Here is a 13,677-nt window from a genome sequence, read left to right on the forward strand (position 1 = left end):
CAGCTCACAGCGACGCGATGAGCTTCTCGACCCGCTCGTCGTGGGCCTTGAACGGGTCCTTGCACAGCACCGTGCGCTGGGCCTGGTCGTTGAGCTTCAGGTGGACCCAGTCGACGGTGTAGTCGCGCTTGCGCTCCTTGGCGCGACGGATGAACTCTCCCCGCAGGCGGGCCCTGGTGGTCTCGGGTGGATGCTCGACGGCGTGGTTGATCTCGGCGTCGGTGCAGGTGCGTTCGACCAGCCCGCGATCCTGCATCTTGTAGAACAGCCCCCGGCGGCGGTCGACGTCGTGGTACTGCAGATCGACCAGCGCGACCTGCGGATGGTTGAGCGGGAGGTCGTGGCGGGCTTGGTAGGCCTCGACGAGCTTGTGCTTGATGACCCAGTCGCACTCGCGATCGAGGCTGAACGGGTCGTGGGCCAGCCCGGTGAGGCAGTGCTCCCACATCTCGAGGGTCATCTTCTCCTCGGGCGACACGCCCCGCTTCTCTGCATAGCGCATCGCCCGTTCGAGGTACTCGCTCTGGATCTCGAGCGCGCTGGCCTCGCGTCCGTTGGCCAGACGCACCTTGCGGGTGCAGGTGAGGTCGTGGCTGATCTCGCGGATGGCCCGGATGGGGTTCTCGAGGGTCATGTCGCGCAACACGACTCCCGGGTCTTCGAGCATCCGCAGCAGCAACGATGCCGCCCCCACCTTGAGGAACGTGGCGTACTCGCTCATGTTGGAGTCGCCCACGATCACGTGGAGCCGACGGTAGATCTCGGCGTCGGCGTGGGGCTCGTCGCGGGTGTTGATGATCGGTCGGGAGCGGGTGGTGGCCGACGAGACCCCCTCCCAGATGTGCTCGGCCCGCTGGCTGATGCAGTAGGTGGCGCCCCGTGCCGTCTGCAGCACCTTGCCGGCACCGGCGTAGATCTGGCGGCTCACCAGGAACGGGATGAGCACCTCGGCGTAGTAGTTGAACTCGTCGCGCCGGGTGGTGAGGTAGTTCTCGTGGCAGCCGTAGGAGTTGCCGGCGGAGTCGGTGTTGTTCTTGAACAGGTAGATGTCGCCCCGGATGCCCTCTTCACGCAGACGCTGCTCGGCCTGGCCGAGCAGCTGCTCGAGGACCCGCTCACCGGCCTTGTCGTGGACGACCAGCTCGTGGACCGAGTCGCACTCGGGTGTGGCGTATTCGGGGTGTGACCCCACATCGAGATAGAGCCGTGCCCCGTTGGGCAGGAAGACGTTGGAGCTGCGGCCCCACGACACGACGCGGCGGAACAGGTAGCGGGCCACCTCGTCGGGGCTGAGGCGACGCTGACCCCGGAGCGTGCAGGTCACGCCGTACTCGTTCTCGAGACCGAAGATGCGTCGCTCCATGAGCGTCAAGCTATCCCGGGGATTCGCCGTCGGCGTGGTCACCCTCGTGGGACGGCTGATCGGGCTGCTCGGGAGAGGACGCCTCGGGGACCAGCGACGCGAGCTCGTCGCCTTCGACTCGCCGGAAGGCCCGGTGCTCGGCCCGGCGGTCGAGGAGGGCCACCTCGAGCTCGTCCGCACCGAGCACGCGGTCGGGGCCCGACAGGGCCCGGCGAGCGACGTCGAGCGCCTCGCCGAGGTCGAACCCGGCGTGCCAAGCACCCTCGAGGCGGGTCAGGATCGTCTCGGCCTCACCGCCGAGAACGGTCACACTGGACTCGTCGACCACGGTGCCGTCGTAGAGGATGCGGTACATGAGGTCGGCATCGGGGTCGGTGCCCACCTCGGCCACGAGGATCTCGACCTCCATGGGCTTCATCTCGTGGGTGAAGACCTGGCCGAGGATCTGGGCGTACTGGTTGGCGAGGCTGCGGGCGTCGACGTCCTCGCGGCTGTAGGCGTAGCCCTTGAGATCGGCGTGGCGGACCCCCGCGATGCGCAGCTGGTCGAACTCGTTGTACTTGCCGACCCCGGCGAAGGCGATGCGGTCGTGGATCTCGCTGATCTTGCGCAGGCGCTGGGGATTCTCGGCACAGATCAAGATCCCGGGCTCGCACACCAGCGCGACCAGGCTCCGTCCCCTGGCGATGCCCTTGCGCGCGTAGTCGGCCCGGTCCTTCATCACCTGTTCGGGCGCGACGTAGAACGGCATGCTCATGGTGCGACCACCTGCCGCTGGAGCGTCTGTGGAGTCGGGTTCATGAGGAGCCTCCTTCGGTTCCGCCCTCGGCTCCGGGCAAGGTGAGGTCGGCGATGAGCGACCGGAAGCGGTCGGACACCTCGTCGTTGCCCACTCGACCGAACCCGTCGTCGGTGATGGTGGCCACGGTGGGGAAGATGCCCCGCACCAGATCGGGGCCACCGGTCGCCGAGTCCTCGTCGGCGGCCTGGAACAGCGCCGAGATGGCGAGGTCGATGGCGTCCTCCCGCGACAATCCGTCGCGCCAACCGAGCTTGATCACCGTGCTGGCGTGCAGCGATCCCGATCCGGTGGTGGCGTGGTTCTGCTCCTCGTAGCGACCGCCGGTGACGTCGTACTGGAACAGTCGGCCGGTGGCGCGCCTCACGTCGTAGCCGGCGAACAGCGGGATCACCGCCAGACCCTGCATCGCAGCCGGTAGGTGGTTGCGGACCATCTGGGCGAGCTGGTTGGCCTTGCCCTCGAGGCTGAGGGCGTTGCCCTCGACCTTCTCGTAGTGCTCGAGCTGCAGCTGGAAGAGCTTGACCATCTCGACCGCGGGTCCGGCTGCGCCCGCGATGGCGACGCCCGAGTGACGATCGGCGGGGAACACCTTCTCGATGGTGCGGTGCGAGATCAGGTTGCCGGCGGTGGCCCGCCGGTCGCCGGCCATGACCGCGCCGTCGCCGTAGCGGATGGCGACCACCGTGGTGCCGTGGGTGATCGACATCGACGGGTCGAGCGAGCTGGTGAGCGGCGGCGGGACGTGGCCGGTCTGTTGGAGCAGCCCGGTGAAGCTCGGGCCAGGGTCGTGTCCGGGATCGAAGCGCGGAAGGTTCACGCCCGGCAGGCTACCGGCTACTGGCCGCCCTTCTGGATGTAGGACTTCACGAAGTCCTCGGCGTTGGACTCGAGCACCTCGTCGATCTCGTCGAGCAGGTCGTCGAGCTCGGCCTTGATCTTCTCCCCGGACTCCGACGTGGCCGGCGCGTCCTCGACCTCTTGCTCCTCGCGGGCCGGAGCCGGTTTACGGATGTGTTCGCGTTCTGCCATGTCGCACCTTCACATTCCCAGTTGCTCCAGCAGTTCAGCCGGAGTCGAGCAACTCTCCAACACGCTACCCACGTGAGCCCGCGTTCCACGTGACGGTTCCATCATCGGCACCCGACGCAAGGGATCCTCGCCCACGTCGAAGACGATGGAGTCCCAGTTGGCGGCGACGATCGCCTCCGGCCACCGCTTGAGGCACATGCCCCGGAAGTAGGCCCGCGTGTCGTCGGGCGGTTCGTCGATGGCGCTGATCGCGTCGTCGTCGGAGACGAGGCGTTCGAGCCCCACGCGGTCGGCGAGGGACCGCTCGGCCCTGAGGTCGTGGTACTGGAGGTCGAGCGCCGCCAGGCGGGGATCGCCCCACTCGGTGCCGTCACGCTCGCGATAGCGCTCCATGAGACGCAGCTTGGCCGGCCAGTCCAGCCGGTCGGCGAGGCGCATCGGATCGGCCTCGAGGTCGGTGAGGACCTCCTCCCATCGGGTCAGGACCTCCTTGCCGACCTCCTCGCCCACGCACTCGAGACCTCGCTGCGCCGCGTAGGTCTGCGCAGCCTCGAGGAACGACCACTGGACCTCCAGCGCCGTGATACGGGTGCCGTCAGCGAGGAGGTGCGCGGCCCGGAGCGACCGGTCGTAGGAGATCTGGCGCAGCGTGGAGACCGGCGTAGCGAACCGCAGGTCGGCGGTGAGGGCGTCGTCTTCGATCATGGCCAGCACGATCGCGGTCGTGCCCACCTTCAGGAACGTGGCGAGCTGGGACATGTTGGCGTCGCCGATGATCACGTGCAGCCGGCGATACTTCTGCGCATCGGCGTGGGGTTCGTCGCGGGTGTTGACGATGGGTCGCTTGAGGGTGGTCTCGAGCCCGACCTCCTCTTCGAAGAAGTCGGCGCGCTGACTGATCTGGAAGGGCACGTCGTCGATCGAGACGCCCTGCGCCTCGGAGCCGACCTTGCCGGCGCCGGCGAAGATCTGGCGGGTGAGGAAGTGGGGCGTGATGCTGGAGACGATGCGACCGAAGGGCACGGTGCGGTCCATGAGGTAGTTCTCGTGGCATCCGTAGGAGTTGCCCTTGCCGTCGGAGTTGTTCTTGTAGACCACGATCTCCTGGCCGGGCGGAAGGATCTCCGACGCCGCCTGCATCGACCGACGCAGGATCAGCTCGGCTGCCCGGTCGAAGCGCACGACCGAGCGGGCGTCGCCGCACTCGGGGGTCGACAGCTCGGGGTGGGCATGGTCGACGTAGTAGCGGGCGCCGTTGGTGAGCACGGCGTTGACCAGATGGGTCTCGACCTCGGGGGCCATGGCTCCCTCGGCCTGCACGAAGCCGCGGGCGTCCTTTTCGGGGGTCTCGTTCTCGAAGTCCCAGCCGACGCGACCCGCCCGAGCCGGCCGGTCCCGCTGGGTGGCTGCCAGATAGGCGTTGATGAGCATGGACGAGGCCGCGATGGGGTTCGAGTCGTCGCTGCCCCGCAGGACGATGCCGTACTCGGTCTCGATGCCGACGATCTTGCGGGTGGCCACACATCGACCCTACTGCTGCACGCGTCGATCGCGGGCGTCGCCGATCGCGGTGGGGCGGCGGGCCGGATGGCTCGTCACCAGCCCCCGAGGCCGTGACGCTACGCTGACCGGGCGGGAAGACAACGCCCATGCGGTGGCGACGCCGGGGCGTGCAACTGGGGGGAGAACCATGGAGATCATCGACGAGATCTGCGAGCAGGGCGTGGTCGAGCGGCGCTTCGACCTGGCCGTCGAGGGCGAGTGCGTGCCCGGCCTCTGGTGGTTGCCCGAGGGGGCGAGCGGACCCCGGCCGACGGTGCTCATCGGGCACGGGGGCACACAGCACAAGCGGGTACCGAACGTGTTGTCGCTGGGCCGCCGGCTCGTGCGCCATCTCGGCTACGCCGCGGTGGCGATCGATGCGCCCGACCACGGCGACCGGATCACCGACCCCGAGGCGGCGCGAACGGCCCAGCGGAACCTGCAGCGGCGCATCGCCGCCGGTCGGCGCTCGGACGAACCGGCGCCCATGGCCTCGGACCCCGATGCGGCCAGGGCCTGGCAGGAGCGAACGACCACGGGCGTCGCCGAGTGGAAGGCGGCGCTCGACGAGATGGTGAAGCAGCCCGAGGTCGGCGATGGCCCCTTCGGGTACTGGGGCGTGTCCATGGGTACCGCCATCGGCTTGCCCTTCGTCGCCTCCGAGCCGCGGATCTCTGCTGCGGTGCTCGGGCTCGCCGGTCTCGGCAACCGCCCCGGGGCCGACGCGTTCGAACAGGCAGCGCGAAGCCTGACGGTGCCGATCCTGTTTCTCTTCCAGTCCGACGACGAGCTGATGACCCGCGAGTCGGGACTGGCGCTGTGGGATGCCATCGGCTCGGAGGACAAGACGATGCACCTGAACCCCGGTGGTCACGTCGACATCCCGCTGTTCGAGCGTGACGCGGCCGAGGAGTTCTACCGCCGCCATCTCGGGGTGCCCACCTGAGCACACCTCGCTCAGCCAGCCCTCAGATTTCGGGGCCTCGATAGGCGCAGCCGGAGGTGCAGGTCTCGCTGATCGAGACCTGGAACAGGCCAGGAAGCACCGAGACGAGGCGGTTCCAGATCCAGATGGCCAGCATCTCGCTGGTCGGGTTCTCCAGGCCGTCGATCTCGTTGAGATAGCGGTGGTCGAGCTGATCGCGCAGTGGGGCAAAGGCCTCGCCGAGGTCGGCGAAGTCGGTGACCCAGCCTCGGTGCTCCTCGACGGACCCCTCGACGTGGATCCGAGCCCGATAGGAGTGCCCGTGCAGGCGGGCGCACTTGTGGCCTTCGGGCACGTTGGGAAGCCGGTGGGCCGCCTCGAAGGTGAACTCCTTGTAGATCTCCATCACTGGATCCCGAGGTATTTGTGGGTCTGGATGGTGAGCCTCCAATGCGGATGGGCGAGGCAGTACTCGACCGCCCGCTTCGTGTTGAGGTCCCGGTCGGGGCCGTCCATGGGTGACAGCAGTCGGTGGGCCGCCGGGAGGTGCTCGACCGATTTGGGCATGAGTCCGGGCTGGGGGAACACCAACTTGAGCTCGTCGATGCGGTCGACGACCAGCTCGGTGCTCGCCTTGGGGCTGACGCACACCCAGTCGACACCGGCGGGCACCGGCCGGGTGCCGTTGGTCTCGATGGCGACCCGGAAACCCCGGTCGTGGAACGCCGACACGGCGGCGTCGTCGAGCTGAAGGGTCGGCTCTCCTCCGGTGCAGACGACGAACCGCTCCCTGGGGCCCGAGGCCCCCCACTCTTTGGCGACCGCGTCGGCGAGCGCGTCGGCGTCGGTGAATCGGCCGCCACCGGGACCGTCGGTCCCGACGAAGTCGGTGTCACAGAAGCGGCAGATCGCGTTCGCCCGGTGCTCCTCCCGCCCCGACCACAGGTTGCAGCCGCTGAACCGGCAGAACACCGCCGGCGTGCCGCTGTTGACCCCTTCACCCTGCAGCGTGTGGAAGATCTCCTTGACCAGGTAGCTCATCGTCGAAGCACCTCGTCGTCCTGGTCGGTGACCGTCAGGTGCCCGGCGAGCAGCCAGTCGACGAGCAGGTCGCGAGCCGACGGGTCGCGCTCGGCCACCTGGTCGACCGACACGGTGTCGCCGTCGAGCAACGGCTCGAGCAGCTTGGCCCGCGCGGCGTCGATACGAATGGTTTGGCCTTGGGTGCGCACGACGAGGGACGGCGTGTCACACGATGGATCCACCGCCTGGTCGAACTGGAGGCGGCGCGGGTTGATCATGCGCACCATCAGCCCCTGCCCTAGGGGGAGGACGTCGCGGGTCGCGCTCCACGGGAGGCTCATCGTCGCTCGTTGGGGCCGCACGTTGACCCGCGTGTCGGCGAGGAACCGGTCGACCACGGCGTCGTCCCAGTCGGCGAGGGCGAGGTGGCGGAGCCGGTCGAGGTGAGCGGCGCGGGCGACCGGATCGGACTCGGGGGGCAGGTCGGCGCGGAACTCGGGATGGCGGGCCAGGTTGCGGGTGACCCAGTTGACCAGATCGACACCGGAGCGCTGGTAGACATCCGCGGTGAGGTGCAGGCAGGGGGTGTCGACGGTGACCGCCTCGTGCCACCAGCCCTGGGGAACGTAGAGCAGATCGCCAGGTTCGAGCACGAGCTCGTCCTGGGTCTCGGCCTCGCCCATCCCGGAGTGGTCGCCGTCGCCCATCAGCGGCCGGAGCGGGTCGGGACCGAACAGGCGCCATTGCTTGGTGCCCTCGAGCTGCATCACCAGGGTGTCGTAGCGGTCGCAGTGGGGCCCGAAGCCCTGCACCGCCTTCCAGGTGGCGAAGGCCCGGACCATGATCGGCTCGTCGAGGTCCCGCTCGAGCCCCTCGGCGAGGCGAGCGAGTGGTTCGTGGACCTTGTCGAGGTGGCGGACCAGGAGGGTGGACCCGGACCGCAACTCGTGGTTGAGCCGCACCGGGTCGAGCTGGCGGGAGCGGCTGCGGTCGATGCTGTACTCGCCGTCGACGGTGCGATCGACCGATGGCGAGTGCCGGATTCGACCCTGCCGGGACAAGGTGATGGCGTCGGCGCTGACCACGCCGTCCTCGGTCGACCGGAACCAGTCGAGGTGACGTTCACGGATGAGCGTGTTGAGCCGTGACCAGGGGAAGAGTCCCTCATAGCGGTCGGGGTCTCCTCGCACGAGAAATGGACGGCATCCGTACCCGTCGACCAGGAAGTCCTCGACGGGAACCGGAGACAAGAGATCGGCCAGGTGGGTCACGGTCATCGGTTCACCTCCTCTGGGCGGTCCCATGCTTCGGCGGCTGCGCCCACCAGCTCGGCCGACCGTTCGGCTCGCGTCGGGCTGCCCGAGGCGAGCCGGAGCGGTGCACGCGCCCTCGGGTCGCGGGCCATGGACGCGGCGACGGTCTCGGCGACGTCGAGCCCGGTCCGGGCGAACAGTCCGAAACGCAGGTGCAGTGATGGCTGGTCGGTTCCCCGTACCCGGTGGTAGCAGCCTCGGGGCACGAACAGCACCTCGCCCGAGCGTACGGTGCCGGACCACCGGACCCTGCTGTCGCCCCGATCGTGGCCGAAGACCTCCCAATGCTTCTCCCCCGCCACCTGCACGACCACCACGTGGTCGGCATCGGCGTGGGTCGGGAACGCCTGGACCGGCCGCCACGAGGCGTAGGCCATGACCCGCACCGGGTCGCCGGTGGCGTCCTCGAGGGAACGGGCCAGGCGGCCGACCGCGGGGACCGAGTCCTGGAGGTCGTTGACGAGCAGCGTGGCTCCCCCGGCGAGGACGCCTCGGAGCTGCTCGGGATCAAGGGTGAGGTGAACGTTCCCGTCGGGCCGCTCGACGGGAACGAACACCTCGCGCGGATCGAGCGCGACCCCGTCGACGTTGAGGTGGACTCCGTGGCGGAAGATCTCGGTGTCGCGTCCGGTTCGGAACCATCCAGGACGTCGGGATGTGACGACGGTGGCCAGATCGCAAGGCGAGAGCAGGCTCGCGGCGCGATGGGGGTCACCAGGCGTGTGGAGCGACCGGCCTTCGTATCGTGCAGCGGCGAGCTCGTCGACCGACAGCGGCGCGAAGAGCTCCGACACACTCGCCGGTGGCGTGGGCGCCGCCTCGACCATCATCAGGTCCGGGAGCAGATGTGTCGCGCCGACCGGTCGGGGGTCGGGTCGATCGCCGACGGGGACCACCGGGTTCGCTGTCCACGCCGCCCGGGCGGCACCGGCGACCGCCTCACCGACCGCCCTCGCCGAGGCAGGTCGTGTCGCGCCGACCGGCCGCTGGACCGCGAGGTGTCGGCTCAGCTCCGCTGCCAGCCTGCGAGCCAGGTGCATCCCGGTTCGGCGGTGGACATCGAAGGTGATGTGGATCGACGGCTCGCCGGTGCCGGTCACCCGGTGCCACCACCCTCTCGGGACGACCATGACGTCCCCTGCGTGGAGGTCGTCGTCCCAGTCAGGGGCTCCGGTGGGTTCGGGGCTGTAGGCCACGTCATCGTCCACAGGATCGGGTCGTTCGGGGGCGCGCACCACCCAGTGCTTCGAGCCGGTCACCTGCACGACGACGGTATCGTGGAGGTCGGCGTGGGGAGGGAAACCGGCTTCGATGCCGTGGGTCGCGAACAGCCGGGCCGACACCGGCGCTTCCGCCAGTTCGGAGACGGTGCCCACCAGTGCGGCGACGGTCGGGTCGAGCGAATCGAGATCGTTGACGAGCAGGGTTGCGCCGGTCTCGATCTCCTGTTGCACCCGATCGATGTCGAGGCGCGGATCGGAGGTCTTGGTACGAGGGATGGTCGGTACGGTGAGCGAGGCCACCGAGACGGGACGTCCCTTGCGGGCGAGGGCGAACCGGCCGCGGGGCTCGTCGGTCCGCTGAGGTCGACCGAAGTCGAGGGGGTGGGCCGCGAGCATGGTCCAGATCTCGGACCAATCGGGCAGTGGCGTGGTGCGGGCGGGATCACCCCGCTCGCACCACACCGCCCGCCGGTCGACACACCGGTCGAGGGACTCCAGTAGCTCCAAGGTGGAGCTCGCGGTCCCGACCTGTGTTGGAGCGACCATCGGGGTGTCAGTCGTGGTCGACCGGCTTCCAGCCCACGAAGCCCGAACCCCCGTGGCGGATGTCGGGGAACACCTTGATGGAGATCCCTTCCAGCACCGGCTGCTGGTACACGGTGCGGCTCAGGGTGAGCGAGGTCGGGCTGGAGAACGAGTAGCCGCTCACCTCGTCGTCGGGCTCGTCCACGCTCGCCCCGAGCGCAGTGGCCAGGATGTCTCGCTGACGGTCGTTGAGACCGGCGGCAAACGCTTCCAGGCGCTCGCTCAGCTCCTCGATGTCCTCTCGGCTGATGGAATCCGACATGTGTGTCCCACTTTCGTCGACGTCGGGCCCGAAGGCCGCCCTGATACTGTCCGACCGGTGTCCGCTGTCGTGCTCTTGTCGGGAGGGATCGACTCCGCGGTCTGCCTGTCGGTGGCTAGACGCCGCCACGACCGGGTGGTTACAACCGCCTTCGACTACGGGCAGCGAAACCGCGTGGAAGTGGAAGCTGCCCGGACGATAGCGGAACACCATGATGTCGAGCTGAGGGTCCTCACCCTCGACCTGCCCTGGAGCGGATCGACCCTCACCGGCGACTCCGGCGCCACCGGCGCCACCAGCTATGTGCCGGGCCGCAACCTGGTGTTCCTCTCGCTCGCGGTCGCGCAGGCCGAGGCGCTCGGGTTCGATCAGGTGTACTTCGGGGCCGGAGCCACCGACCGCACCTACCCTGACTCGCGGGCCGAGTTCGTCGAGTCGCTCCAGGCCACAGTCGACCTCGCGCTCCAGACCGGGGTGGACGGTCGCCCGGTGTCGATCCGCACTCCACTGATGCCCCTCAGCAAGCCCGAGGTCATCCGGGCCGGCGTCGCCTACGGCACGCCCCTGCACCTGACCTGGAGCTGCTACCAGACTGGCCCTCGGCCGTGCCGCACGTGCGGCGCCTGCCGGCATCGGGCAGAGGCGTTCGCCGTCGCCGGGGTGGCTGATCCTCTCGTGTCGGACTGACCGCTCAGGGCGCCTCGTACCACCGATCGGCCACGCCGAAGGGTTCGCACGCCTCCCAGACCGTCCGGGCGACGACCGGATCCAAGGTGGTCCGCCACCGCTCGCTCACCGTGGCGGTCGGCCGGTAGGTGTAGAACGGCGTCGGCGACTCGCCCCCGTCACGGTCGTGCTCGGCGAGGTAGGCGACGAGCCGCTCCTGGTCGAACGAGCCGTCGAGCCCGGCGGCGACACGAGCCAACTCGGAGACCGGATCGGCGCAGAGATCCTCGTGACGGACGATCCGGTCCTGAGCGTCGAGCTCGGTGAGCACCAGGTATGTGGCGCCCCAATAGGCACCGAGCGCCCGCCACGGATCGGCTCGGGACGCCTCGAGGCGTTCGAGGTGGGCAGCCAGATGACCCTCGACGAGTGCGGGCTGGCTCAGCAGCCGTCCGATCGCGTCGCCCGCTCCCCAGCCGAGCCCGCTCCAGCTCGCCGCCACCGGACAGGGGTGGCGCACGAGCGTCACCGTCGAGCGGACGGGAAAGCGATCGCCGAGGAAGCCGAGTGCCAACAGCGCGTGGACGTCCTTCACCACCACCCGCTTTGCGTCATCGACATCGAGAGCCCGGAGGGCGTCACGCAGCACCTTGCCGTGGCGCCAGTCGTCGGACCCGGCGGGGAGGTATCGCATCTGATATGGACTGCCGGCGGGGTTCATGCTCCAGTTGTACGGCTCGAACACCAGCGGGGCATCGAGCGCGGCCGACACCGCTTGGGCGGTCCAGGTCGTGCCGCTGCGCGGGAACCCGGCGATGAGGAGAATCTCGGGTAGTCGGACCACGCCGAGACCCTATTCGAATGCTGCTCGCTCGGCGCGAGCTGCGTCTACCAGGCACAGAGCCCCGAGGATGTGGTCAGCCACGGCGAGTGCGCCAACGTGAAAGTGGACGAGGTGCGCCGCCTGACCGCCATCGACGTGCACCGACCTGATCCGACCACGCTCACCGCGGGCTGAACCGCGGGCCGCAGCTACAGGTACTGGCCGGTGGCCACCCGTTCGATCGCGCGACCCCCAGCTTGCTCTTCTCTCTCGGAGGAGATGAGGGTGCGCACATAGACGATGCGCTCGCCCTTCTTGCCCGAGATCTTGGCCCAATCGTCGGGGTTGGTGGTGTTGGGCAGGTCTTCGTGCTCCTTGTACTCCTGGCGGATCGACGCCAGCAGGTCGTCGGTGCGGATGCCTGCCTCTCCCCCGGCGATGACCCGCTTGATGGCGAGCTTCTTGGCCCGCCGGACGATGTTTTCGATCATGGCGCCCGACGAGAAGTCCTTGAAGTACATGACCTCTTTGTCACCATTCTGGTAGGTGACCTCGAGGAACTGGTTCGCCTCGTCGTCGCGGTACATGGCTTCGACGGTGTGCTCGATCATGGCTCGGACGGCCTTGTCGGCATCGCCGCCGCCGAGGGACCGGACCTCGGCCGGGTCGAGCGGGAGGTCAGCGGTGAGGTACCGGCCGAAGATCGAGGCTGCGGCCGCTTCGTTGGGCCGCTCGATCTTGATCTTCACGTCGAGACGGCCCGGGCGCAGGATCGCAGGGTCGATGAGATCCTCGCGGTTCGACGCCCCGATGACGATGACGTTCTTGAGCGTCTCGACCCCGTCGATCTCGGCGAGGAGCTGGGGCACGATGGTGGACTCCATGTCGGAGCTGATGCCGGTGCCGCGGGTGCGGAACAACGACTCCATCTCGTCGAAGAAGACGATGACCGGCCAGCCCTCCTCGGACTTCTCGCGGGCCCGCTGAAAGACCAGGCGGATCTGACGCTCGGTCTCTCCCACGTACTTGTTCAACAGCTCGGGGCCCTTGATGTTGAGGAAGTAGCTGCGGGCCTCGCGGTCGCCGCTCACCTCGGCCACCTTGGTGGCGAGGCTGTTGGCCACCGCCTTGGCGATGAGGGTCTTGCCGCAACCCGGTGGGCCGTACAGCAGGATGCCCTTGGGTGCCGGCAGCCGGTACTCGGAGAACAGGCGCTGGTGCAGGAACGGGAGCTCGACCGCGTCGACGATCGCCTCGATCTGGTCGTCGAGCCCACCGACGTCGGAGTAGGAGATGTCGGGCACCTCCTCGAGCACCAGCTCCTCGACCTCGGGTCGAGGGAGGCGCTCGAGCAACAGGCCGGAACGGGTGTCGAGGAGCAGCACATCGCCGGACCGCAGATGCGAGGTGTCGACGTCGTCGACGAACTCGGCGACCCGTTCCTCGTCGGCCCGTCCGACGATCAGGGCTCGCATGCCGTCGGGCATGAGCTCTTTGAGGGTGACGACCTCGCCGGTGAGCTCGGCTTGGCGGGCCAGCACCACGTTGAGCGACTCGTTGAGCACGACCTCCTGGCCCCTGACGAGCCCCGCGTCGCGCAGCTCGGGATGCAGCTCGACTCGCATCTTGCGGCCGCCGGAGAACACGTCGACGGTGCCGTCGTCGTTGCCGCCGAGGTAGGTGGCGTAGGCGGAGGGCGGTTGGGTGAGCTTCTCGACCTCCTCGCGGAGCGCGGCGATGTGCTCCCGCGCCTCGCGGAGGGTGTAGGTGAGCTTCTCGTTCTGGGAGATGGCCTGGGCGAGCTGCCCCTTGGTCTCGAGGAGGCGCTCCTCGAGCGTGCGGACGCGCTTGGGCGCGTCCTGGAGGCGGCGCCGGAGCGTCTCGACCTCCTCCGCGTAGGTCGCCAGCTGGCTGCGCAGCTCGGCCAACTCGTGTTCGGAGGGTTCGCCCGATCCGGGCTGCGGTTCGGACCCCTCGGACCTCATGGCGTCAGCGTCACCTTCCACCTCTCGGACCATACACGGCCCATGGCCAAAGGTGGTGTCCCCGGCGTGGGCGCTCGGCGGACGGCGAATTTCCATGCCATCTCCCGTGTTTATTCGGCCGGCGCCGCTACGATGA

Annotated in this window: 14 protein-coding genes; 2 read left to right on the forward strand and 12 right to left on the reverse strand. The window is 68.7% G+C overall.

The features are described 5' to 3' along the window. Positions 1 to 4 precede the first annotated feature (4 nt). The 5 genes from pafA to dop are packed head-to-tail and all read right to left on the reverse strand — an operon-like array spanning position 5 to position 4,715. Entirely contained in the window at positions 5 to 1,363 is a 1,359-nt protein-coding gene (pafA, locus tag U5K29_14095) for a Pup--protein ligase (protein ID MDZ7679669.1), read from the reverse strand. A 10-nt stretch (positions 1,364 to 1,373) separates the two neighbouring features. After that, a complete protein-coding gene (gene prcA / locus U5K29_14100; protein ID MDZ7679670.1) occupies positions 1,374 to 2,120 on the reverse strand; it encodes a proteasome subunit alpha in 747 nt (248 codons plus the stop codon). 40 nt (positions 2,121 to 2,160) lie between these two features. Then, positions 2,161 to 2,982 carry a proteasome subunit beta gene (gene prcB, locus U5K29_14105; GenBank protein MDZ7679671.1) on the reverse strand — a complete coding sequence of 274 codons (822 nt, stop codon included), beginning with the start codon at positions 2,980 to 2,982 and terminating at the stop codon, positions 2,161 to 2,163. Between the two features lie 17 nt (positions 2,983 to 2,999). Beyond that, positions 3,000 to 3,194, reverse strand: a complete 195-nt coding sequence (locus U5K29_14110; GenBank protein ID MDZ7679672.1) for a ubiquitin-like protein Pup — start codon at positions 3,192 to 3,194, stop codon at positions 3,000 to 3,002. A 9-nt stretch (positions 3,195 to 3,203) separates the two neighbouring features. Then, entirely contained in the window at positions 3,204 to 4,715 is a 1,512-nt protein-coding gene (gene dop, locus U5K29_14115) for a depupylase/deamidase Dop (protein MDZ7679673.1), read from the reverse strand. Between the two features lie 169 nt (positions 4,716 to 4,884). On the opposite strand from dop, the gene U5K29_14120 reads away from it, so the two are divergent. Beyond that, entirely contained in the window at positions 4,885 to 5,682 is a 798-nt protein-coding gene (locus U5K29_14120; protein MDZ7679674.1) for a hypothetical protein, read from the forward strand. 22 nt (positions 5,683 to 5,704) lie between these two features. On the opposite strand, the gene queD is transcribed toward U5K29_14120, so the two are convergent. The 5 genes from queD to U5K29_14145 are packed head-to-tail and all read right to left on the reverse strand — an operon-like array spanning position 5,705 to position 10,067. Next, a complete protein-coding gene (gene queD / locus U5K29_14125) occupies positions 5,705 to 6,067 on the reverse strand; it encodes a 6-carboxytetrahydropterin synthase QueD (GenBank protein MDZ7679675.1) in 363 nt (120 codons plus the stop codon). Beyond that, the gene (gene queE, locus U5K29_14130; GenBank protein MDZ7679676.1) at positions 6,067 to 6,702 is read right to left on the reverse strand and encodes a 7-carboxy-7-deazaguanine synthase; all 636 of its coding nucleotides are present in this window, start codon (positions 6,700 to 6,702) and stop codon (positions 6,067 to 6,069) included. Before queE ends, queD begins: the two co-directional genes overlap by 1 nt. Beyond that, complete coding sequence (locus tag U5K29_14135) at positions 6,699 to 7,961, reverse strand: cupin domain-containing protein (protein ID MDZ7679677.1); 1,263 nt, start codon at positions 7,959 to 7,961, stop codon at positions 6,699 to 6,701. The genes queE and U5K29_14135 overlap by 4 nt, the downstream gene beginning before the upstream one ends. Further along, positions 7,958 to 9,727 (reverse strand): cupin domain-containing protein, encoded by a 1,770-nt coding sequence (locus U5K29_14140; protein MDZ7679678.1) that lies wholly within the window; start codon positions 9,725 to 9,727, stop codon positions 7,958 to 7,960. Before U5K29_14140 ends, U5K29_14135 begins: the two co-directional genes overlap by 4 nt. Positions 9,728 to 9,773: 46 nt before the next feature. After that, positions 9,774 to 10,067 carry a hypothetical protein gene (locus U5K29_14145; protein MDZ7679679.1) on the reverse strand — a complete coding sequence of 98 codons (294 nt, stop codon included), beginning with the start codon at positions 10,065 to 10,067 and terminating at the stop codon, positions 9,774 to 9,776. Between the two features lie 69 nt (positions 10,068 to 10,136). On the opposite strand from U5K29_14145, the gene queC reads away from it, so the two are divergent. Next, complete coding sequence (queC, locus tag U5K29_14150; GenBank protein ID MDZ7679680.1) at positions 10,137 to 10,754, forward strand: 7-cyano-7-deazaguanine synthase QueC; 618 nt, start codon at positions 10,137 to 10,139, stop codon at positions 10,752 to 10,754. Positions 10,755 to 10,758: 4 nt separating this feature from the next. Here the strand turns inward: queC and U5K29_14155 are convergent, their stop codons facing one another. Together U5K29_14155 and arc are read right to left on the reverse strand one after the other, a co-directional pair. Continuing rightward, positions 10,759 to 11,577: a hypothetical protein gene (locus U5K29_14155; protein ID MDZ7679681.1), complete on the reverse strand. Its 819-nt coding sequence runs from the start codon at positions 11,575 to 11,577 to the stop codon at positions 10,759 to 10,761. A gap of 188 nt (positions 11,578 to 11,765) precedes the next feature. Beyond that, the gene (arc, locus tag U5K29_14160) at positions 11,766 to 13,562 is read right to left on the reverse strand and encodes a proteasome ATPase (protein ID MDZ7679682.1); all 1,797 of its coding nucleotides are present in this window, start codon (positions 13,560 to 13,562) and stop codon (positions 11,766 to 11,768) included. Positions 13,563 to 13,677: the final 115 nt, after the last annotated feature.

The organism is Acidimicrobiales bacterium (assembly GCA_034521975.1).
Lineage (GTDB): Bacteria > Actinomycetota > Acidimicrobiia > Acidimicrobiales > SKKL01 > SKKL01.

Bases quoted from the DNA above. Each gene is read 5' to 3' on its own strand.
- pafA (MDZ7679669.1), bottom strand. From the start codon at position 1,363: ATGGAGCGACGCATCTTCGGTCTCGAGAACGAGTACGGCGTGACCTGC.
- prcA (MDZ7679670.1), bottom strand. From the start codon at position 2,120: ATGAGCATGCCGTTCTACGTCGCGCCCGAACAGGTGATGAAGGACCGG.
- U5K29_14110 (MDZ7679672.1), bottom strand. From the start codon at position 3,194: ATGGCAGAACGCGAACACATCCGTAAACCGGCTCCGGCCCGCGAGGAG.
- U5K29_14120 (MDZ7679674.1), top strand. From the start codon at position 4,885: ATGGAGATCATCGACGAGATCTGCGAGCAGGGCGTGGTCGAGCGGCGC.
- queD (MDZ7679675.1), bottom strand. From the start codon at position 6,067: ATGGAGATCTACAAGGAGTTCACCTTCGAGGCGGCCCACCGGCTTCCC.
- queE (MDZ7679676.1), bottom strand. From the start codon at position 6,702: ATGAGCTACCTGGTCAAGGAGATCTTCCACACGCTGCAGGGTGAAGGG.
- U5K29_14135 (MDZ7679677.1), bottom strand. From the start codon at position 7,961: ATGACCGTGACCCACCTGGCCGATCTCTTGTCTCCGGTTCCCGTCGAG.
- U5K29_14145 (MDZ7679679.1), bottom strand. From the start codon at position 10,067: ATGTCGGATTCCATCAGCCGAGAGGACATCGAGGAGCTGAGCGAGCGC.